The following is a 19,692-nucleotide window of genomic DNA, read 5'->3' as shown; positions in this document are numbered from 1 at the left end:
TTATGCCCCCTTTCGCTTGGCGGCGCGGATGAAGGCGCGCTCTACCGGGATGCGGATCATATTGTCGAGTGCGCCGGTGAACAGGATCACCAGACCCTGAATGACCAGAACCAGCTCACGCGGGATCGACATCCACAGGGCAAGCTCGCCGCCCCCCTGATACAGGAACCCAAAAAGAAGCGCGGCCAGCAGCACCCCAAACGGGTGGTTGCGCCCCATCAGCGCCACGGCGATGCCAATGAAGCCTGCCCCTTCGACCGAGTTCAGGATCAGCCGCTCGCTTTCGCCCATCGTGTTGTTGATCGACATCATCCCGGCCAGTCCGCCGGACAAGAGCATCGCGATCATGGTGATCTTGACCGGTGAGATCCCGGCGTAGACCGATGCGCTCTGACTTTGGCCAAAGGACCGGATCTCATACCCCAGGCGCGACCTGAACAGCAGCAGATAGACGGCCACACAGGCGATCAGGGCGATCAGGAAAGAGACATTGACCGGGGCGGATTTGGAAAAGGCGATGCCCAAGGGCGACAGAATGTCGTGGAAAGTGGGCAGGTGGGTGGCTTCGGGGAAGCGGGCGGAAGCCGGATCCATCGCCCCTTTCGGGCGCAGCAGATTTACCAGCACATAGTTCAGAAGCGAGGCGGCAATGAAGTTGAACATGATGGTGGTGATCACGATATGGCTGCCACGCTTTGCCTGCAGATAGGCCGGGATCACCGCCCAGAGCGCCCCGAACAGTGCGCCCCCCAGCATGGCAAACAGGATCGCCATCGACCAATGCGGGAAGGGGATGTAAAGGCACACCAGCGCCACGCCCAGACCGCCAAGCGCCGCTTGCCCTTCGCCGCCGATGTTGAACAGCGCAGCCTTGAACGCAATCGAAACCGCAAGCCCGGTGAAGATGAAATTGGTGGCGTAGTAAAGCGTATAGCCCCAGCCATAGCTTGACCCCAGCGCACCGGTGACCATCAGTTTGACGGCCTCAAACGGATCTTGCCCAATGGCGGCAATCACCGCCATGGACAGGGCAAAGGCCAGGGTCAGGTTCAGGGCAGGGATCAGGGCCACATCAGCCCATTTCGGCATCTTGTCCATCAGGCCACCTTGCCCTTGTCCGGGCCCCCGTTTTCGCCGGCCATCAGCAGGCCAAGCTCTTGTTCATTGGTCTCGGATGGCATCCGTTCCCCCATGATATGTCCGTCAAACATCACGGCAATGCGGTCTGAGAGTGACAGGATTTCCTCAAGCTCCACCGACACCAGCAAGATCGCTTTGCCCTGATCGCGCAGGGCGACGATCTGTTGGTGAATGAACTCAATCGCGCCAATATCCACACCACGGGTCGGCTGACCGACCAAAAGCAGGTCAGGGTTGCGCTCGATCTCTCGTGCCACGATGATTTTTTGCTGGTTGCCGCCGGAAAAGCTCTTGGCCGCAAGGTTGGGGTGCGGTGGGCGCACGTCAAACCGGTCCATCTTGTCCTGCGTGATTTCAACCATCTTCGCATTGTCCATCAGGACCGCGTTTTTCTGGTATTCCGGGTCATCGTGATAGCCGAACACCATGTTCTGCCAGGCCGGAAACTCCATGATCAACCCGCGCGCCTGCCGGTCTTCCGGCACATGGGCAATGCCCCGCTGCCTGCGCGAGCGCGCATCGGATTTCTTGCCGGTCAGGTCCAGTTCCTGCCCGTTGAGGCGCACGGATCCGGTCGCCTGTGCATAGCCACCCAGAACTTCCATCAGCTCTGATTGGCCATTGCCGGACACACCTGCGATGCCAAGGATTTCGCCCGCGCGGATCGTCAGGTCGATGCCTTTGACGCGTTCGACCCCCTGCTCGTCCACCACGCGCAGGTTTTCGATTTCAAGGATCGGTTTGCCCGGTTGTGCGGGGATTTTATCCACTGACAACAGCACCTTGCGGCCGACCATCATCTCGGCCAGCTTCTCGGGCGTGGTGTCTTTTGTTTTGACCGTATCGGTCATCTGTCCGCGCCGCATCACCGATACGGTGTCGGTATATTCCATGATTTCGCGCAGCTTGTGGGTGATCAGGATGATCGTCTTGCCCTGCGCCCGCAGCCCGTCGAGGATGCGGAACAGGTGGTCCGCCTCGGCGGGGGTCAAAACCCCGGTGGGTTCGTCCAGAATAAGAATGTCAGCCCGGCGATAGAGCGCCTTGAGGATCTCGACCCGCTGTTGTTTGCCCACGCCCAGATCTTCGATCAGAGCATCCGGGTCCACCCGCAGTTCATATTCCTCGGCCAGTGCCGTCAATTCGCGGCGGGCCTTGGCCAGTGACGGGCGCAAAAGCGGACCATCCTCGACCCCAAGGATCACGTTTTCCAGAACCGAGAAGTTTTCGACCAGCTTGAAATGCTGAAACACCATGCCGATGCCGGCGCGAATGGCGGCCTGGCTGTCCGGGATCTGGGTCTCAACCCCGTTGATGAAGATCTGCCCCTCGTCGGCTTTGTAAAACCCGTAAAGGATGGACATCAGGGTGGATTTGCCCGCGCCGTTTTCGCCGATGATCCCGTGGATCGTGCCCGGCTGGACGGAAATCGAGATGTCCTTGTTCGCCTGCACCGGTCCGAACGCCTTGGAAATACCACGGAGTTCAATGGCCGGGGAACCTGAGGGGGCAGCAGTTGCCTGCTGCCCCGGTTCGTTTCGCTGTTCGCTCATGATCAGAAATCAAGCACCGGGCAGCTGTCATTGGTGTAGTAGCTGACCACGTCGATTTCGCCGGCGATGATCTTGGCTTTGGAGTTCTCCACCGCGTTTTTCATTTCAACAGACACCAGCGACGAGTTGTTTTCGTCCACCGAGTAGCCAACGCCGTCTTCGGCCAGACCCAGACGAATCTGAGTGCCGGTTTCAAGGTCGTCACCCGCTTTCATGGCTTCATACACAGCCACATCCACGCGTTTCAGCATCGAAGTCAGAACCTTGCCCGGATGCAGGTGGTTCTGGTTCGAGTCAACGCCGATCGACAGAACGCCCTCAGCGTCCGCAGCCGCTTGCAAAACACCGATGCCGGTGCCGCCTGCTGCGGCGTAGATGACGTCAGCGCCCTGGGCAACCTGTGCTTTCGCAAGCTCGCCACCGCGCACCGGGTCATTCCATGCGGTCGGCGTGTTGCCGGTCATGTTGGCGACAATTTTGATGTCGGGATTGGTGGCCAGCGCGCCCTGGGCATAGCCGCAGGCAAAGTGACGGATCAGCGGAACATCCATCCCACCGATAAAGCCGACAGTGCCGGATTTCGATGCCATGGCGGCCAGTTGACCGACCAGATAGCTGCCCTGATGCTCTTCAAAGGCGATCATCTGAACGTTGGCCGGAATTTCCGGCATGAACCCGTCGATATTGACGAATTTGGTGTCAGGATAATCGGCCGCCACATTGGCAACCGGATCCGCCATGGCAAAGCCGGTGGTCACAATCGGGCTTGCACCCGCTTCGGCAAACCGGCGCAGGGCCTGTTCGCGCTGCGCTTCGGACTGCAGTTCGATTTCCAGGTATTTGCCGCCGGTTTCATTTGCCCAGCGTTGAGCGCCACGGAACGCCGCTTCGTTGAAGGATTTGTCGAATTTGCCGCCCAGGTCGAAGATGACGGCCGGATCGGCCAGAGCCGCGCCAGCGGTCACGGCAACTGCGGCTGCAGCGCCTAGAAGGGTCTTCATCAGGGTCATGTGGTTCTCCCGTTATCAGTGTTGGGTCGCCCCCGGTCATTTTTTGACCAATTGGTGTGATTCCCATTTTCAGAGCGAGAAAGTCGCTGCGCAAGATCATCCGGGTTTTGGATCAGAGGGCAAGGGGAAGGCGACGGAATGACTGGGGAAAGCCGTGATTTGCGCTGTTTTTCGCGATGATTAACGTGGGGTCAATCGTTTCGCAATTGTTTCAGCATCCCGATGGCATCCTGTTTTTGACCATTTGGTCTATCGTAATAACCGACCCGGCGACCGGATTCGCGCCACCCCGCACCGCGATAAAGTGATAGCGCTGACACGTTATCAGCAGCAACTTCCAGAAACAGGTCTTGCGCCCCCCGCGCCGCACTTGCCGCCTCGAACCGGGCCAAAAGTGCGCGGCCCAGCCCCTGACCACGTGCCTCGGGCAGCACCGCGATGGTCAAAAGCTCGCTTTCGCCTGCAATTTCACGGCCAAGCGCAAACCCCAACTCGGCCACCTCGGCAAAGACAAAAGGCGAGGCGAGCAGCTCTTCAAACTCCTGAGCGGACCAGTGTCGCATGTTGTCAAAACTGGCCGCATGGATCCGGGCAAGTACGGTGGGGTCAGGAACGATGCCGGACATCGCTCACTCCAGAACAACCGGGGCCGGATCGCGTGGCGGGGCGGCATCGGCGGGGCGGATATAAAGCGGGGCGGGGCGGGCTTCGGGCATCTGCCAGCGCGTGGCGGCAATCCGGGCGACGGCCGATGCAGGGGAAAAGGCCGCAGGAGCATGGGGCAGGCCGGTCATTTCGGCGACTTCATCTGCCCGCTGGCCAATGCAGCAAAGGCCGGGCAGCGCCCAGTCTGATGCGTCCCCAATTGGCACCAGTTCCGGCCCCCGGTTATTGCCCATCGCAAAACGCTGAAGATACAGGTGATCGCGCCGGGCATCGAGGCAGGCCAGAACCGGCCCCTCCGCCCCGAATGCCAGACATTCAAGCAAGGAAACCCCGATGGCCGGTTTGCCCAAAGACAGCGCAAGCCCGCGCGCGGCAGCCACGGAAATGCGAATGCCGGTGAAATTGCCAGGTCCAATGCCCACCCCAATCGCCTGCAGCTCGCGCCAGCTTACCCCGCCGTCCTGCAGGACCTCGTCCAGCAGTGGCATCAGCCGTTCTGCCTGGCCCTTGGCCATTTCTTCATGACGGCTGGCAACAACCACGTCCCCGCGCAGCAAAGCGGCCGCGCAATGCGCGGCCGATGTGTCAAACGCAAGGATCAATGGTTCAGGCGGCAACAGGGCGTACCTCGACCACTTCCGGGATGTAATGCTTGAGCAGGTTCTCGATGCCCATTTTCAGGGTCAGGGTCGAGGAGGGGCAGCCCGCACAGGCGCCTTGCATGTGGAGATAAACAATGCCGCGCTCGAAACCGTGGAAGGTGATGTCCCCTCCATCCTGGGCCACGGCAGGACGAACACGGGTGTCCAGAAGCTCTTTGATCTGCTCCACGATCTCGGCATCTTCACCCGTGTGCTCCGCATGTCCGGACGCGGCCTGACCATCCGCCTCCATCACGGCAGCTCCGGATTGGAAATGCTCCATGATCGCCCCGAGAATGGCGGGCTTCACATGGTCCCACTCGACCGCATCCGCTTTGGTGACGGTCACGAAATCGGCTCCGAAGAAGACGCCGGTCACCCCGTTCACGGCAAAGATACGGCGCGCAAGTGGCGAGGCCTCGGCCGCTTCTTTCGATGGGAAATCAGCCGTGCCCGCACCCAGAACATCCTGTCCGGGAAGGAATTTCAGCGTGGCGGGGTTCGGTGTGGATTCGGTCTGGATAAACATGGCGCACCTTTCGGAAACGTTCCGGGCTGTACAGATCGGACAGAGCCGGAACATAAGAGTTGCAATGGATATGCGCCTGAGGGGCAAAACTGTCAAGGTTTGGTGCTGCTGGGCGCTGACACGGCGCTCTCGCCACGTTGCTCCGCCGCCGCGACCGGTGGCTCACGTTGTGAGCCTGCCAGGGGCGCTGCCCCTCGCGAGGCAAGCTCGCTCACCCCGGGATATTTTCGGCAAGAGGAAAAGAGCACCTGCCATCTTCCTCTTGCCGAAAATATCCTGGGGGAGAGCCGCAGGCTCGGGGGCAAAGCCCCCGTCCCGGCGCGCAGCGGCGCAGGCAGGAATGAACCGAGCGTAGCGAGGCCACGCCCAAGCCTGTCGCCCGCAAGGGCGTAAGGGCGCGGGAGCACATCATCTGCCTCTTCACCCTTGCCCTTTGTCGTCAACAGGCCTAGGGCTATCCGTCATGAAAATACTCTTTCTTGGTGATATTATGGGCCGCGCGGGACGTCGGGCGGTTACGGAGCGATTGGCGAAGCTGCGCGAGGCGTGGAAGCTGGATTTTGTTGTGGTGAATGGCGAAAACGCCACATCGGGCCACGGGCTGTCCGGCACGCATGCAAAAGCGATGTTCGAGGCGGGTGTTGACGTGCTCACCCTTGGGGACCACGCTTTTGACCAGCGCGACATGCTGACCTTCTGCGAGCAGGAAAAACGTATCATTCGTCCGCTCAACTTTGCCAAGGGCGCACCGGGTGCGGGCGCACGGGTGTTCAGTGACCGGAGGGGGCGCAAGATTCTCGTGGCGCAGGTTCTGGGGCAGGTGTTCATGAAACGTGCCTTTGATGATCCCTTTTCGGCCATTGACCAGGTGTTGCGCAAATACCCGTTGGGGGGGGCGGTGCAGGCCGCGCTGGTGGATATCCATTGCGAGGCAACGTCTGAGAAAATGGGGATGGGGCATTGGTGTGACGGCCGGGCCAGCGTGGTGGTTGGCACCCATACCCATGTGCCCACCGGGGACGCGCAGATCCTTCCCAAAGGCACGGCCTTCCAGTCGGACGCGGGCATGTGCGGGGATTACAATTCCGTCATTGGTATGAAGAAAGACGAGCCGATGAACCGTTTCATCACCGGTATGGTGAAAGGGCGGTTTGAACCTGCGGGCGGTGAGGCGACCCTGTCGGGGCTTTATGTCGAGACGGACGACCGCACCGGGCTTGCCGTCAAGGTCAGGATGGTGCGTGAGGGGGGGCGTCTTGCCCAATCCACCCCGCTGGATGACTGAGATGCCGTTTCGGCTGATCGGTGTGCTGGTGCTGCTTGGCGCGGGCTGGGGGCTGGTCGGAGTGCTGTCAAAGCCGATTGTTCAGGCGGGTCACGGGATTTATGGCATTATCCTGTGGCAGATGGTTGTCGGGGCTGTGATCCTCACCTTGCTGACGGTGCTGCGCGGGCGGCGGGTGCCGATGTTTGATCCGTCGTTTGGCCCGTCCGCGCGCCGCCAGCTGCCACTTTACGCTTTTGTCGCGCTTTGCGGGACGATCCTGCCCAATGCCGCCAGTTACCTTGCGCTGGATCACCTGCCCGCGGGCATTATGGCGATCATCATCGCCGCCGTGCCGATGTTCGCCTTTCCGATTGCACTGGTCCTGAAAAGCGAAAGTTTTGATCTGAAGCGGCTGTTTGGCCTGCTGGCCGGGCTGGTCGGGGTTGCGATTCTGGCCGGGCCACAGGCCTCTTTGCCCGAAGGGGCGACGTTCTGGATTGCCATCGCCTTGATTGCGCCCGCGCTTTACGGTGTTGAAGGCAATGTGGTTGCGAAATACGGCACGGGTGGGCTTGATCCCGTGCAGGTGCTGGCGGGGGCGTCGATCATCGGCATTCCGTTTGCCGCCGCGATGTGCCTGGTCACCGGCGGGTGGGTCAGCCCGTTTTCCGGCTGGGATCACACCAAGATACTGATCGTCACAAACTCGATCATCCACGCCTTTGTCTATTCCGGTTATGTCTGGCTGGTGGGGCGTGCCGGGCCATCTTTTGCCGCGCAGGTGAGTTACCTTGTCACCGGATTTGGGGTGCTCTGGGCGATGCTTTTGCTGGATGAGCGCTATGGTCCCGCAGTCTGGGGCGCGCTGGCGGTGATGTTCCTGGGGCTGTTTCTGGTCCAGCCCCGTGCAGAGCGTGCATCGCCCAGCGCAGGCGAAACGACCGGAATTTGAAAACTGACGCTTGCCCACAGGGGCGCAATTGGCAAAACTGGTGGGCAGACGCCTGATAAGAACCAAGATAAGGACAGGGTATGGGGTTTTTCGAGTTGAGCCAGACCACGCAGGCCGCGTTGTCTCTCGTTGTGGTGCTGGGCATGTTTGTCTTGTTCGTCCGCGAGACTTTCCCCACCGAAGTGGTGGCGATTGCCGGGGTGGCGGTGATGCTGATCACCGGGATCCTGCCCTATGAAACTGCGCTGAAAGTCCTGTCCAACCCGGCCCCCTGGACCATTGCGGGCATGTTCATCGTGATGGGGGCGCTGGTGCGCACCGGCGCGCTGCAATGGTTCACCCATATTGCGGAAAGGCAGGCCGAAGGCAGCCCGATGAAGGCGCTGGGTGCGCTGATGGCCTTTGTGGTTGTGGCGTCGGCTTTCGTGTCCAACACCCCGGTGGTGGTGGTGATGATCCCGGTCTTTGTGCAATTGTCGAAAAAGATCGGTTTGTCGGCATCGAAACTGCTGATCCCACTCAGCTATGGGGCCATCCTGGGCGGCACGCTGACGCTGATCGGCACGTCGACGAACCTGCTGGTGGACGGGGTTGCGCGCGCCCATGGGCTGGCACCGTTTTCGATTTTCGAGGTGACCCCGCTGGGCCTGATACTGGTGGTTTGGGGGATGGTGTATCTTTATTTCGTGGCACCCAATATCCTGCCGGACCGGACCTCGCTGGCAACCATGCTGGGCGGGGACAAGTCGCGCAAGAAGTTCTTTACCGAAGCGGTGATCCCACCGGAATCGAACCTGATCGGGCGTGAAGTGACCGGTGTGCAGCTGTTCAAGCGTGAAGGGGTGCGGCTGGTGGACGTGATCCGCGGCGATGCCTCGCTGCGCCGTGACCTGACCGGCGTTACATTGCAGCTCGGGGATCGGGTGGTGTTGCGCACAGCGATGACGGAACTGCTGAGCCTGCAACGAGATAAGAGCCTGAAACGGGTGGACCAGGTGTCGGCGGTGGAAACCACCACGGTTGAGGTGCTGATCACGCCGGGCTGCAAAATGGTTGGCAAAATGCTGGGCAAGATGCGCCTGCGCCGCCGCTACGGGGTCTATCCGCTGGCCGTGCACCGCAAAAACCAGAATATCGGCCGCCAGCTGGACAGTCTGGTGGTGAAAGTGGGGGATACGCTGCTTTTGGAAGGGGCCCCCGAAGACCTGACGCGTCTGGCGCAGGATATGGATCTGGCGGATGTCTCGCACCCGTCCGAACGTGAATTCCGTCGCGGCCAGGCGCCACTGGCGATTGCGGCTCTGCTGGGGCTTGTGGTGCTGGCAGGGCTTGGCGTGGCGCCGATTTTCCTCTTGGCGGTTCTGGCCGTGGCGCTGGTTCTGGTGACCCGCTGCATTGATGCGGACGAGGCGTTCGGAGCGGTGGATGGGCGCCTGCTGGTGCTGATCTTTGCAATGCTTGGGATTGGGGCCGCGCTTGAACACTCCGGCGCGGTGGCCCTGATCGCCAATGCCGTGGCCCCAGCACTGGGCAAGCTGCCGCCTTTCCTGATTGTCTGGGCCATTTATCTTCTGACCTCGGTGCTGACCGAACTGGTGTCAAACAATGCGGTGGCTGTGGTGGTGACACCCATTGCAATTGGTTTGGCAGATGCGCTGGGCCTTGATGCGCGCCCGCTTGTGGTGGCGGTGATGGTCGCCGCCTCGGCCAGCTTTGCCACCCCGATCGGCTACCAGACAAATACGCTGGTCTATGGCCCCGGTGGATATAAGTTTGCCGATTTCCTCAAGGTGGGCATCCCGCTGAACCTGTCGATTGGTGTGCTGGCCTCGGCCATCATCCCGCTGATCTGGCCGCTATGATGGCAGCAAGCGAGGTCGCATCGCCCCTTGTCCGCAGGACGGCTGAGGTCCTCGCCAAGCGGCAGCTCAATTTCGAAATGAGCACAGAGGGGCTTGATTGGGGCTGGGCAATGATAGATGCGGGGGCAGAAAGTGACGCCCTTTATGCGTTGACCGCCCTGACCCCGCCGCTGCATTGGGGGGAGCTCAACAGGCTGATCGACCAGATCGCGCGGGATCTGGAACTCCCACAGCCAAGGAATGATCAGGATGCCACCCGTTGGCTCGCCCACGGGCATCTGAGCGATATCGCACTGGCAAACGGAGATGACTTCGCCGCGCTCAAGAAAGTGTCGCGCCTCTGGTTCGATCAAGAAACCCCGGACCTCGCGCCGTTCTATCGGTTGAAACATGCGATCCGGGAGGTGGAAACAACCGGCCAGCAGGGCCATGTGCCCGGGCTGACCCAGGAGAACTGGAAAGAGCAGCTGGCGGATGCGGCACAGAAGTGGTTGACCCGTCACCCCTTACCTGCGGGGCTCTGCGGGTCGGAGTAAGCTTGGGCAGGGGCGCCTCCGCGTTGCTCCGCCGCCGCGACCGGTGGCTCACGTTGTGAGCCTGACAGGGGCGCTGCCCCTCGCGAGACAAGCTCGCTCACCCCGGGATATTTTCGGCAAGAGGAAAAGAGCACCTGCCACCTGCCATCTTCCTCTTGCCGAAAATATCCTGAGGGAGAGCCGCAGGCTCGGGGGCAAAGCCCCAGCACGGCGCGCAGCGGCGCAGGTAGGAATGAACCGAGCGCAGCGAGGCCACGCCCAAGCCTGTCGCCCGTTAGGGCGTAAGGGCGCGGGAGGGGTGGTCAGGTGATTTCTTCCAACCGGTCTTTGGACATTTCGCCTGGAACGATGGTCATGGGCACCGGCAGCTCTGCCGAGGCGCGCATCATCTGGGTGATGATCGGTCCGGGGCCGGATTTGCCTGACCCGGCGCCCAGCACAAGGACGCCGATTTCAGGGTCTTCGCGAATCTGCGCCATGATCTCGGGCACAATTTCGCCTTCGCGGATCACCAGTTCGGGATCAACGCCCTGCCGGTCGCGCATCCATTTGGCGAAGACCTCGAAATGCACGGTGATCCGTTCGCGGCTTTCCTCGCGCATGATGTTGCCCACACCGATCCAATGGTTGAATTCATCCGGCGGGATGATCGAGAGCACTTCGACCCCGCCACCGGTTTTTGCGGCGCGCATGGCGGCAAAGCGCATGGCGTTCAGGCATTCACGGCTGTCGTCGAGGATCACGAGAAACTTGCGCATTTTTGTCCCTTTTGCGGCGCACCCTCGGTGGGCGGGCCTTCAACCGGGGCCAGTCTGCCCGAGGGGCGCGGCTCTGTCCATTGCTTTTGCCGGGTCTGGGTGTGAGAGCGGTGCGGCCCCCTTGACGCTTAACTGGCGCGACCATCCTCAGAATGTGCCCAGTCCCAGTAAAGCTTGCGGGCGCGTTGGGTGATTGAGCCAAGCTGATAATGGGTGCCGTCGAATTCGGTCACGGGGGTGATCTTGTGCATGTTCCCGGTCAAAAACACCTCATCGGCGGTGCGGAAATCGTCGAAGGCCAGTGTGCATTCATGCACCGTGACCCCATCGGCGCGCAGGTTCCTGATGTGTCGGGCGCGGGTGATGCCCGCCAGGAAAGTGCCATTGGGGACCGGGGTGAATACCGCACCATCGCGCACCATGAACACGTTCGAAGAGGCGGTTTCGGCCACGTTGCCCAGCGCATCGGCCACAAGCGCATTGCCGTAGCCTTTTGCCTGTGCTTCGGCAATCATGCGCGCGTTATTGGGATAAAGGCAGCCGGCCTTGGCATTCACCACCGCGCTTTCCAGCACCGGGCGGCGGAACCGGGTGGTGGTGAGGGTGGTCGTGGCGTCCTCGGGGGCCAGCGGCACCTGTTCGAGGCTGATCGCAAACCCGGTCGAGTTTTCTTTCGGCATGATCCCCAGCGGTCCGCAATCCAGACCCCAATACATCGGACGGATATAGACCGCCTGTTCCGGGGTGAAGGCGGACAGGCCGTCGCGCACGATGGCAACCATCTCCTCCGTTGGCACGGTTGGGGTGATCATCAGGGCCTTGGCCGAGCGGTTCACCCGGTCGCAATGGGCGCGCAGATCCGGGGCGAGCCCATGGGCAAATCGGGCGCCGTCAAACACGGTGCTGCCCAGCCAGCTGCCATGGTCCGCGGCTTTCATCACCGGCAGATCTCCCTCGTGCCAGCTTCCGTTGAAATAGGTGCGGATATGGGTGCCGAGTGTCATGGGAGGTCCTAGCAGTCTGTTGGTTGCGTGATTCTAAAGCGTTTCGGAATGAACTTGAAACACATGTTTATTTCGAAACGGTCTAGCAGCGACACGTTTTCTGTCCAGTTCGGAAATTGCCGCAGGGCGTGCGCAAAACGTCAGCGAATGCCGATATCTGCCAGTGCTGATGCAAGTTCGGCAGGCAATTCATCATCGCCAGCACGCGCTTCGGGCAGGTCGCGTGGGGCGTCTTCGGGTTTCAGATAGCGCCAGCCCTGAAAGGCCCGTCGTGGCTGGGCTTCGGTTCGGATGACGTCGTTTGACAGGACGATCCCACAGCGGCGGATCCCATCCTGTCCGATCACCTCTTCCAGTCGGATCACCTCTTGCCGGGCCAGCACCTGCCCCTTAAAGACCCAGTAGAGTGACCCGCCGTTGATCAGTTCAGATTCGCGTTTGGGCCACATCCGGGTCACATGCATCGGATTGGGACGACCGCTTTCCCCCCGGCGCATCGCCTGCCAGGCCTCGAGGTCTTCGACTTTTTCTGCGCCGACGCAGAGCTTTAGCAGGTTTACATGGCCCATTTATTCCACCGGACTAAGATCTGATAGATCACTATATCTATGTGGCCCTTCTGCCGCGCCACACTAAATGTTGATATTTTTTGAACATAGCTGGTGACAGCCTGCCCCTCTCTGGTATAAATGTCATCCCTGACAGGATGGGGCAAGCGGATGCTGCGTGCGTGCGCCCCGAAAGATTTCAACAAGATAGCCGAGAGAAAGCTTCAATGACTCGTTTTGACGCCCCTATTGCCGAACAGATCTGGGACATGAAATACCGACTGAAAAAGTCGGGTGGGGAGGCTGAAGACAAGACGGTCGAAGATACCTGGCGGCGCATTGCCCGTTCGCTTGCGGAAAATGAGCCGGAGCGTGAGGGTGAGTTTTTCGAAGCTCTGGAAGATTTCAAATACCTGCCTGCCGGGCGCATCACCGCAGGCGCCGGCACTGGCCGGTCGGTCACGCTTTTCAACTGTTTCGTGATGGGCACCATCCCGGACAGCATGTCGGGCATTTTCGACATGTTGAAAGAGGCCGCGCTGACCATGCAGCAGGGTGGGGGGATCGGCTATGATTTCTCGACCATCCGTCCGCGTGGCGCCGATGTGAAAGGCGTGGCGGCGGATGCCTCCGGGCCGCTCTCGTTCATGGATGTGTGGGATGCGATGTGCCGCACCATCATGTCGGCAGGCTCACGCCGGGGGGCGATGATGGCGACCATGCGTTGCGATCACCCGGATATCGAAGATTTCATCACCGCCAAATCGGATGCGGCCCGTCTGCGTATGTTCAACATGTCGGTGCTGGTGACCGATGATTTCATGAAAGCGGTCAAGGAAGATGGCAGCTGGGATCTGAAGTTTGGCGACAAGATCTATCACACGGTTGAGGCCCGCGATCTGTGGAACAAGATCATGCGCGCCACCTATGATTACGCCGAACCGGGCGTGATTTTCATCGACCGCATCAACCAGATGAACAACCTGAATTACTGCGAGCAGATTGCCGCGACCAACCCCTGTGGCGAACAGCCCCTGCCGCCTTATGGCGCCTGTCTGCTCGGGTCGGTCAACCTTGCCCGCCTTGTGAAAAACCCGTTTGAGAAAAACGCCAAGCTGGACCCGAAGGCGCTCGATAAACTGGTGCGCACCGCGATCCGCATGATGGACAATGTGGTTGACGTGTCGCGCTTCCCGCTTGAAGCACAGCGTCAGGAAGCCCAGGCCAAGCGCCGTGTGGGTCTTGGCGTGACCGGCCTGGCCGATGCGCTTTTGATGCTCGGCCTGCGTTATGGTTCGGACGAGGCCGCGGCCCAGACCGAAGCCTGGATGAAACTCATCGCCCGCGCGTCTTACCTGGCATCCGTGGATCTGGCGAAAGAGAAAGGCCCGTTCCCGCTGTTTGACGCCGAGGCCTACCTGAATTCCGGCAACATGCTGCAGATGGATGACGATGTGCGCGAGGCGATCCGCGAACACGGCATCCGCAACGCGCTGCTGACCTCGATTGCCCCCACCGGTACCATTTCGCTTTACGCCGGCAATGTCAGCTCGGGCATCGAGCCGGTCTTTGCCTATGCTTACACCCGCAAAGTGCTGCAACCTGACGGCACCCGCACCGAGGAAGAAGTGGTCGATTACGCGGTGCAGATGTGGCGTGATAAATTCGGGGATAAGCCGCTGCCGGATTATTTCGTGAACGCCCAGACGCTTGCGCCAGCGGATCACGTGAAAATGCAGGCCGCCGCGCAGAAATGGATCGACAGCTCGATTTCGAAAACCATCAACTGCCCGGAAGATATCAGCTTTGACGCGTTCCAGTCGGTTTACATGCAGGCGTGGGAACTGGGTTGCAAAGGCTGCACCACCTATCGCCCGAACGATGTGACCGGGTCGGTTCTGTCGGTGAGCGAGGAAAGCGAAAAGACGCCCGAGATCGAAACCGGTGCCGATGTGGTCTACCTGTCCGAGCCGCTGGGCCGTCCGCAATCGCTCGAAGGGCATACCTACAAGGTGAAATGGCCGGACAGCGAACACGCGCTTTACATCACCATCAATGACCTTCTGATCAACGGCCATCGCCGCCCGTTTGAAGTGTTCATCAACTCGAAGAACATGGAACATTTCGCCTGGACCGTGGCGCTGACCCGGATGATTTCGGCGGTGTTCCGTCGTGGCGGTGAGGTGAGCTTTGTGGTCGAAGAGCTGAAAGCCGTGTTCGACCCGCGTGGCGGTGCCTGGATGGAAGGAAAATACATCCCGTCGATCCTGGCCGCGATCGGCGGCGTTATCGAACGCCACATGGTCAATACCGGCTTCCTCGAAGCGGAAGGCATGGCCCCGAAATCGGATCCGCAGGCCGAGGTCATGGCCATCGGCGAAGCCCCGCGTGGCCCCGCCTGCCCAAGCTGTGGCCAATATGACATGCGCATGGTTGAAGGCTGCATGACCTGCGGCAGCTGCGGCCATTCGAAATGCGGCTGACCTGACGGGTGGGGCGCTGTTTTTGATGTGAAAGCTCGCATCAGGTTGCAGTTTGACCATAAAAAGTTTGCCACCGCTCCTTTTGGGGTGGTGGCTTTTTCTATTTTGGGCATGTGGGAGCGGACATGGGAAAGCGGCCGGAGATGTCTCCGGCCGCTTTTTCGACAGAGGGGGAAAGCGCAGGCGCTTATTTCAGCAAAACATCCAGCGGCACCGGTTCGCTGATGGTCCAGTTGCCCACCACGCCAGGCTTGGCTGCGGAAATTTCGATGATCTGCATTTCCGCGCTGTTTTGGTGATGCAGCATGTCGCTGAAGCTGCGCGGCCCGAAGGCAGTTGCTTCTCCCTGCATCTTTTCAAGCTCTGCCGTGACGGCGGCCCCCTCCACGCGTCCGGCCCGTTCCACGGCTTTGGCCCAGAGGTCAATCAGGATATAGCCCGGATAGGCATATTGGCTGGCAGGGCGGGCGCCGGTGGCGGCCTCATATGCCTGGTTGAAGCTTTCCACCGCCGCACGCGGGTCATCGCCATAGATCGACCCCTGCACCGGCAGCACGAACCCCGACAGGTCCGGCACCGCGTCCAGCCAGTAAGACCCATCTACGGCGGACCCGTTCAGGATCAATGAGTTGATCCCGGCGGCACGGAGCTGACGCACCGCGGCGGCCGCACCGGGGATGTAGGAACACAGCATGATCACATCCGGTTCTTCGGGCAGCGCCTTGATCCGGCTGATCTGGCTGGCAATTGACGCATCATTGTTCTTGAACGTATCGCGCCCGACAACCTCGCCACCCGCTTTCGGGAACATCCAGTCAAACCCGGTGCAGATCCCCTTGTTGTATTCGATGGTGGTGTCCAGCAGCACATAGCCGGTCTTGGCGTCGCGTGTGGCCTGGGACCATTCTGCCATTGTTGCGCCCTGCACAGCCGCCAGAACAGAGCCAGAGAAGCTGTTCGGCCCCACCCCCTGAATGCCTGCTTTCACATCTTCGGCGCAGAGGAAAAACGAGTTGATGCCGGCGGCTTCGGCCGCCAGTGCTGCGGGCGCTCCGAAATCATAATCGCAGCTGACCACCATCATGTCCGCCCCGTCATCCAGAACCTGTAGCCCGGCCTTGGCGGATTGGGCGCGGTCGGTCTTGGTGTCGACCTCAACCCATTTGATCTGCTGGCCCAGAAGCCCGCCTGCGGCGTTGATCTCGTCGATGCGGATCTTGGCGGCGGTGGCGGCGGGGCTGTCATAGGCCTCCATCCAGCCGGATTTGGCGATGGCAAACCCCACCGTGATGTCCTCGGCCAGGGCGGGGGGCGCAAGCGCGAGCATGAGTGCGGATGCAAGTGTTGCATGTTTCATGTGATCTGATCTCCTAGTTGGTCGCATTTTGGTTTTGTTGAACTGTTGCCCCGAGGAGGGGGAACCTGAGGTCCCTGTTGGCCATCAGGCCGGTCGGGCGCAGGATCAGCACGAGGATCATCACGATGCCGATCAGGATCTCCTGTGCGCCGCCGGGCAGCGTGAACCGGGCCGCCCCGAGGCTCACCCCCTGTTCCAGCCGCACCAGCATCTCGATGATCAATGACAGGCTGAGCACACCGACCACCGCGCCGGACAGGCTGCCGATCCCACCGACCACCAGCATGGCGAGCGAGATGAAGGTGATCCCCAGATAGAAGCTGTCCGGGTTGAGAACCCCGATCGAATGGCCCAGAAGGGCCCCGGACACGCCGGTGAAAAACCCGCTGATCACAAGCGAGAGCAGCCGGTGGCGATACATGTTGATGCCCGACGCGGCGGCGGCAGCCTCGTCCTCGCGCGTGGCGCGCAAGGCAAGCCCGCTGGCGGAATTTGCATAGAGATTTGCCGCAAGGATGGTGGCAGCGGCCCAGCCGAGCGCCACCCATTGATCGACATAGCGTGCAAGCCCGACCACCGACGAGGTTGCGCCGGTCACCCCTTCCCAGTTGGAATAGACCGTATTGATAATGGCCAGGAAGGCGAAGGTGGCGATCGAGGCGGCAATCCCTGAGAGCCGGAGAATGGCCGCCCCTGAAATGAGCGCAACCAGGGCCGCCAGCACACCCGAAGCGATGGCGGCGGGCAGCACCGGCCACTCGGCCTGCGCAAGCCAGGGGGGCAGATCGGGCAGGAACAGGGATTTCATCTGCGGCTTCAGGGTCAGCCAGGCCGAGCAATAGGCTCCGATGGCCATGTAGCCTGCATGGCCGAAACTGACGATGCCGGAATTGCCGACAAAGATCCAAAGCCCGACCACAAGCACGACGCGGATCAGGGTCTCGCTGGCCATGCGTCCCAGCGCCTTGTCTCCGGTCAGCATGACCAGCACGGCAAAAAGGGTGAGAAGGCCGATCAGGATGACCGGTGTGGAATAGGCCAATGCCTTGTTTTGTGCGTGTTGTCCTTGCATCGGTCAGATCCTCGGTTTGGCTGAGCTGGGAACGAACAAGCCCTGCGGACGGGCCAGCAGGCAGATGATCACCAGCGTGTAGAGAAAGGCGTCGCGGAACGGGCGGACTTCAAAGGGCAAAAACCCCTGTAAAAGCACCGAAACGGCGCCGATCAGGAACCCGGCGGCAACCGCTCCGGGCAGGGATCCCAGCCCGCCGATCACAGTGGCGATGAAGGCCACCAGCATGATCTGTCCGCCCATGCGCACATCCGCCACGCCGGTCTGGGTCGCCATGATCAGCGCGACGGCTGCGGCCAGGGCGCCGGACAGGGCGAATGCCCCGGTGATCACCACATTGGCCCGCACCCCGAGCAGGCGTGCCATGGTGAAATTTTCCGCAGCCGCCCGCATTTCCAGCCCCAGCCGGGTCTTTTTCAAAAGCAGGGCCAGCGCGCAGACCACCACCAGCGTGGTCAGGATCACGATCAGCTGCAAAAGCGGCAGCTCCGCCCCGGCCAGGGCGATGGGGGTGTTCAGCTCCGGCCAGAGGCTGATTGCCTTGGGGCGCCCACCATAAATGGCCAGCAGGGCGTTTTGCACGATGAACCCCAGCGCGAACGAGGAAATCATCATCGCCACCGGGGTGGCCTTGCGCATGTGCCGAAACACCGCGTATTCGCTGGCCACGGCCACCGTGGCGCCGATGGCCAGCAGGGTGGGGATCAGCAGAAGGGCCGGCGCTTTGCCAAGGAACATGACGGCCACCGCCTCGGTTGAGGGCACGATCAGGGCAAAGACGCAAAAGGCGATATATTCACCATGGGCAAAATTCACCAGGTTCATCACCCCGAAGATCAGCGCGATGCCAAGGGCGGCCATGGCGTAGATGCCGCCAAGGGAGGCGGCGTCGAAAAAGAGTTGGACGGCGGAGCTCATTGGGCGGCCTCCCGTTTGGATTTTCCGAAATAGGCTTCGCTGAGCAGATCGGTCTCGGCGAAATCAACAGCATTGCCATCGCCAACAATCGCCCCGCCGCGCAGAAGGATCATGCGCCCGCCCACGCGCGCGGCGCGGGTCGAACTCTGTTCAACGATGAGGAGCGTCAGGCCGCGATCTTCCTGCAACTGGACCAGCGTGTCATAGACCTGGTCCACGATCTTCGGTGCCAGCCCCAGCGAGGGTTCATCGACCATCATCAGTTTGGGATTTGTCATCAGCGCCCGGCCGATGGCCAGCATCTGCTGCTGCCCGCCCGACAGGGCCCCGGCACTGGCATTGCGACGGTCACCGAGGATCGGGAAAGCGCCGTAGATCTCTTCGATATCGCCCTCAATCGCGTTGCGGTCCCGGCGCAGGCCGGTGCCAACCCGCAGGTTTTCATCCACGGTCAGACTGGCGAAAATCTCGCGCCCTTCCGGCACCATCGACAGGCCCAGCCGGGCAATTGCTTCGGGCGGGCGACCGGTGAGCAGGTCTCCATCCATTTCGATCCGGCCATGGCTGGTGGCCACCGCGCCGCTGATCGCACCGAGGAGCGAGGATTTGCCTGCCCCGTTTGGCCCCGAGATGAAGACGCGTTCGCCCTCCTCAAGATGCAGGGTTACATCGGTCAGCGCCGGCACTTTGCCGTAGCGCACCGATAGGTCGAAAACGCCAAGCTTGGACATCACGCGGCCTCCTGATCTGCGCCCAGATAGGCGTCGCGCACCGCCTGGCTGGCGAGGATCACATCCACGTCGCCTTCTTCGATGATCTGGCCGGCATCCAGCACATAGACGTGGTGGGACACGGACAGGACCAGCCCGACATTATGCTCGATCAGCAAGACCCCGGTGCCCAGTTCCCCGGCCACCCGGCGAATGAGGTCAGCCAGTTCCGCCGCCTCCGCCTCTGACATGCCCGCGGCGGGTTCATCCAGCAGCAGGAATTGTGGTGAAAACATCAGCGCGCGGGCAATCCCGACCCGGCGTTCATCCGTATAGGGCAAACCTGCGGCGGGCTGCTCGGCCAGATGGGGGGCCCCCATCCAGTCGAGCAGTTTCAGCGCCTCGGCTTCCGAACGGCTTCGGGAATGCCCCAGGCCAACGCCGGTTACCGCCAGATTGTCGAGCACATCCAGCCCGGTGAACAGGCGACCGGCCTGAAAGGTCCGGGCCACGCCTGCGCGGCGCAGCTCGTGTGGGGAGAGCGTCCCCACATTCCGCCCGGCAAGGCCGACCTGACCCGAACTTGGGGCCTGAAACCCGGTCAGTGTGTTGACCAGCGTGGTCTTGCCTGCCCCGTTTGGCCCGATCAGCCCATGGACGGCACCGGGGGTGATGGTCATGGAGAC

The 19,692-nt window shown here is 61.3% G+C and carries 19 protein-coding genes; 5 read left to right on the top strand and 14 right to left on the bottom strand.

The window, feature by feature from the left end; translation table 11 throughout:
• From K3J57_RS10520 to K3J57_RS10495, 6 genes are all read right to left on the bottom strand, one after another.
• On the bottom strand, positions 1–1,098 hold the full coding sequence (locus K3J57_RS10520; protein ID WP_259795760.1) for an ABC transporter permease: 1,098 nt from the start codon (positions 1,096–1,098) through the stop codon (positions 1–3).
• Complete coding sequence (locus K3J57_RS10515) at positions 1,098–2,693, bottom strand: ABC transporter ATP-binding protein (protein WP_259784457.1); 1,596 nt, start codon at positions 2,691–2,693, stop codon at positions 1,098–1,100. Before K3J57_RS10515 ends, K3J57_RS10520 begins: the two co-directional genes overlap by 1 nt.
• A 2-nt stretch (positions 2,694–2,695) precedes the next feature.
• On the bottom strand, positions 2,696–3,703 hold the full coding sequence (locus K3J57_RS10510) for a BMP family lipoprotein (protein WP_259775706.1): 1,008 nt from the start codon (positions 3,701–3,703) through the stop codon (positions 2,696–2,698).
• 191 nt (positions 3,704–3,894) lie between these two features.
• Positions 3,895–4,329, bottom strand: a complete 435-nt coding sequence (locus K3J57_RS10505; RefSeq protein WP_259795757.1) for a GNAT family N-acetyltransferase — start codon at positions 4,327–4,329, stop codon at positions 3,895–3,897.
• A 3-nt stretch (positions 4,330–4,332) separates the two neighbouring features.
• Positions 4,333–4,986 carry a tRNA (adenosine(37)-N6)-threonylcarbamoyltransferase complex dimerization subunit type 1 TsaB gene (gene tsaB / locus K3J57_RS10500; protein WP_259795755.1) on the bottom strand — a complete coding sequence of 218 codons (654 nt, stop codon included), beginning with the start codon at positions 4,984–4,986 and terminating at the stop codon, positions 4,333–4,335.
• Positions 4,976–5,539 carry a NifU family protein gene (locus tag K3J57_RS10495; protein WP_259795752.1) on the bottom strand — a complete coding sequence of 188 codons (564 nt, stop codon included), beginning with the start codon at positions 5,537–5,539 and terminating at the stop codon, positions 4,976–4,978. The genes tsaB and K3J57_RS10495 overlap by 11 nt, the downstream gene beginning before the upstream one ends.
• Before the next feature lie 463 nt (positions 5,540–6,002).
• Here K3J57_RS10495 and K3J57_RS10490 point away from each other — a divergent pair, with 463 nt between their 5' ends.
• The 4 genes from K3J57_RS10490 to K3J57_RS10475 all read left to right on the top strand — a co-directional run bounded on the left by K3J57_RS10490 (position 6,003) and on the right by K3J57_RS10475 (position 10,156).
• Entirely contained in the window at positions 6,003–6,824 is an 822-nt protein-coding gene (locus K3J57_RS10490) for a TIGR00282 family metallophosphoesterase (protein ID WP_173485746.1), read from the top strand.
• Entirely contained in the window at positions 6,796–7,758 is a 963-nt protein-coding gene (locus tag K3J57_RS10485; protein ID WP_259795750.1) for a DMT family transporter, read from the top strand. Before K3J57_RS10490 ends, K3J57_RS10485 begins: the two co-directional genes overlap by 29 nt.
• Positions 7,759–7,838: 80 nt before the next feature.
• On the top strand, positions 7,839–9,620 hold the full coding sequence (locus K3J57_RS10480; RefSeq protein ID WP_259795749.1) for an SLC13 family permease: 1,782 nt from the start codon (positions 7,839–7,841) through the stop codon (positions 9,618–9,620).
• On the top strand, positions 9,617–10,156 hold the full coding sequence (locus tag K3J57_RS10475; RefSeq protein WP_259791579.1) for a hypothetical protein: 540 nt from the start codon (positions 9,617–9,619) through the stop codon (positions 10,154–10,156). Before K3J57_RS10480 ends, K3J57_RS10475 begins: the two co-directional genes overlap by 4 nt.
• A gap of 302 nt (positions 10,157–10,458) precedes the next feature.
• Here K3J57_RS10475 and K3J57_RS10470 read toward each other — a convergent pair whose 3' ends face one another.
• From K3J57_RS10470 to K3J57_RS10460, 3 genes are all read right to left on the bottom strand, one after another.
• Positions 10,459–10,914, bottom strand: coding sequence for a universal stress protein (locus K3J57_RS10470; protein ID WP_055190029.1), 456 nt, complete (start codon positions 10,912–10,914; stop codon positions 10,459–10,461).
• A gap of 128 nt (positions 10,915–11,042) precedes the next feature.
• Positions 11,043–11,918 (bottom strand): branched-chain amino acid aminotransferase, encoded by an 876-nt coding sequence (locus K3J57_RS10465; RefSeq protein ID WP_259795748.1) that lies wholly within the window; start codon positions 11,916–11,918, stop codon positions 11,043–11,045.
• Positions 11,919–12,058: 140 nt separating this feature from the next.
• A complete protein-coding gene (locus K3J57_RS10460; protein WP_259784431.1) occupies positions 12,059–12,487 on the bottom strand; it encodes a DUF1489 family protein in 429 nt (142 codons plus the stop codon).
• Positions 12,488–12,693: 206 nt separating this feature from the next.
• On the opposite strand from K3J57_RS10460, the gene K3J57_RS10455 reads away from it, so the two are divergent.
• Positions 12,694–14,949 carry an adenosylcobalamin-dependent ribonucleoside-diphosphate reductase gene (locus K3J57_RS10455; RefSeq protein ID WP_259795744.1) on the top strand — a complete coding sequence of 752 codons (2,256 nt, stop codon included), beginning with the start codon at positions 12,694–12,696 and terminating at the stop codon, positions 14,947–14,949.
• Positions 14,950–15,136: 187 nt separating this feature from the next.
• On the opposite strand, the gene K3J57_RS10450 is transcribed toward K3J57_RS10455, so the two are convergent.
• From K3J57_RS10450 to K3J57_RS10430, 5 genes are read right to left on the bottom strand one after another with little or no spacing between them, the layout of a single operon-like run.
• Complete coding sequence (locus K3J57_RS10450; protein WP_259778071.1) at positions 15,137–16,306, bottom strand: ABC transporter substrate-binding protein; 1,170 nt, start codon at positions 16,304–16,306, stop codon at positions 15,137–15,139.
• Between the two features lie 13 nt (positions 16,307–16,319).
• Positions 16,320–17,378 carry a branched-chain amino acid ABC transporter permease gene (locus K3J57_RS10445; RefSeq protein WP_259795743.1) on the bottom strand — a complete coding sequence of 353 codons (1,059 nt, stop codon included), beginning with the start codon at positions 17,376–17,378 and terminating at the stop codon, positions 16,320–16,322.
• A 3-nt stretch (positions 17,379–17,381) separates the two neighbouring features.
• Positions 17,382–18,296, bottom strand: coding sequence for a branched-chain amino acid ABC transporter permease (locus tag K3J57_RS10440; protein ID WP_259773972.1), 915 nt, complete (start codon positions 18,294–18,296; stop codon positions 17,382–17,384).
• The gene (locus K3J57_RS10435; protein WP_259795742.1) at positions 18,293–19,027 is read right to left on the bottom strand and encodes an ABC transporter ATP-binding protein; all 735 of its coding nucleotides are present in this window, start codon (positions 19,025–19,027) and stop codon (positions 18,293–18,295) included. The genes K3J57_RS10440 and K3J57_RS10435 overlap by 4 nt, the downstream gene beginning before the upstream one ends.
• Entirely contained in the window at positions 19,027–19,686 is a 660-nt protein-coding gene (locus K3J57_RS10430; protein WP_259778069.1) for an ABC transporter ATP-binding protein, read from the bottom strand. The genes K3J57_RS10435 and K3J57_RS10430 overlap by 1 nt, the downstream gene beginning before the upstream one ends.
• Positions 19,687–19,692: the final 6 nt, after the last annotated feature.

This window comes from Aliiroseovarius crassostreae (assembly GCF_025137635.1).
GTDB classification, from domain to species: domain Bacteria; phylum Pseudomonadota; class Alphaproteobacteria; order Rhodobacterales; family Rhodobacteraceae; genus Aliiroseovarius; species Aliiroseovarius crassostreae.
Note: the sequence above shows the minus strand (reverse complement) of the source record. Positions and strands in the feature narration are given on the sequence as shown.

Bases quoted from the DNA above. Each gene is read 5' to 3' on its own strand.
- K3J57_RS10520 (WP_259795760.1), bottom strand. From the start codon at position 1,098: ATGGACAAGATGCCGAAATGGGCTGATGTGGCCCTGATCCCTGCCCTG.
- K3J57_RS10515 (WP_259784457.1), bottom strand. From the start codon at position 2,693: ATGAGCGAACAGCGAAACGAACCGGGGCAGCAGGCAACTGCTGCCCCC.
- K3J57_RS10510 (WP_259775706.1), bottom strand. From the start codon at position 3,703: ATGACCCTGATGAAGACCCTTCTAGGCGCTGCAGCCGCAGTTGCCGTG.
- K3J57_RS10505 (WP_259795757.1), bottom strand. From the start codon at position 4,329: ATGTCCGGCATCGTTCCTGACCCCACCGTACTTGCCCGGATCCATGCG.
- K3J57_RS10495 (WP_259795752.1), bottom strand. From the start codon at position 5,539: ATGTTTATCCAGACCGAATCCACACCGAACCCCGCCACGCTGAAATTC.
- K3J57_RS10490 (WP_173485746.1), top strand. From the start codon at position 6,003: ATGAAAATACTCTTTCTTGGTGATATTATGGGCCGCGCGGGACGTCGG.
- K3J57_RS10480 (WP_259795749.1), top strand. From the start codon at position 7,839: ATGGGGTTTTTCGAGTTGAGCCAGACCACGCAGGCCGCGTTGTCTCTC.
- K3J57_RS10475 (WP_259791579.1), top strand. From the start codon at position 9,617: ATGATGGCAGCAAGCGAGGTCGCATCGCCCCTTGTCCGCAGGACGGCT.
- K3J57_RS10470 (WP_055190029.1), bottom strand. From the start codon at position 10,914: ATGCGCAAGTTTCTCGTGATCCTCGACGACAGCCGTGAATGCCTGAAC.
- K3J57_RS10465 (WP_259795748.1), bottom strand. From the start codon at position 11,918: ATGACACTCGGCACCCATATCCGCACCTATTTCAACGGAAGCTGGCAC.
- K3J57_RS10460 (WP_259784431.1), bottom strand. From the start codon at position 12,487: ATGGGCCATGTAAACCTGCTAAAGCTCTGCGTCGGCGCAGAAAAAGTC.
- K3J57_RS10455 (WP_259795744.1), top strand. From the start codon at position 12,694: ATGACTCGTTTTGACGCCCCTATTGCCGAACAGATCTGGGACATGAAA.
- K3J57_RS10450 (WP_259778071.1), bottom strand. From the start codon at position 16,306: ATGAAACATGCAACACTTGCATCCGCACTCATGCTCGCGCTTGCGCCC.
- K3J57_RS10445 (WP_259795743.1), bottom strand. From the start codon at position 17,378: ATGCAAGGACAACACGCACAAAACAAGGCATTGGCCTATTCCACACCG.
- K3J57_RS10440 (WP_259773972.1), bottom strand. From the start codon at position 18,296: ATGAGCTCCGCCGTCCAACTCTTTTTCGACGCCGCCTCCCTTGGCGGC.
- K3J57_RS10435 (WP_259795742.1), bottom strand. From the start codon at position 19,027: ATGTCCAAGCTTGGCGTTTTCGACCTATCGGTGCGCTACGGCAAAGTG.
- K3J57_RS10430 (WP_259778069.1), bottom strand. From the start codon at position 19,686: ATGACCATCACCCCCGGTGCCGTCCATGGGCTGATCGGGCCAAACGGG.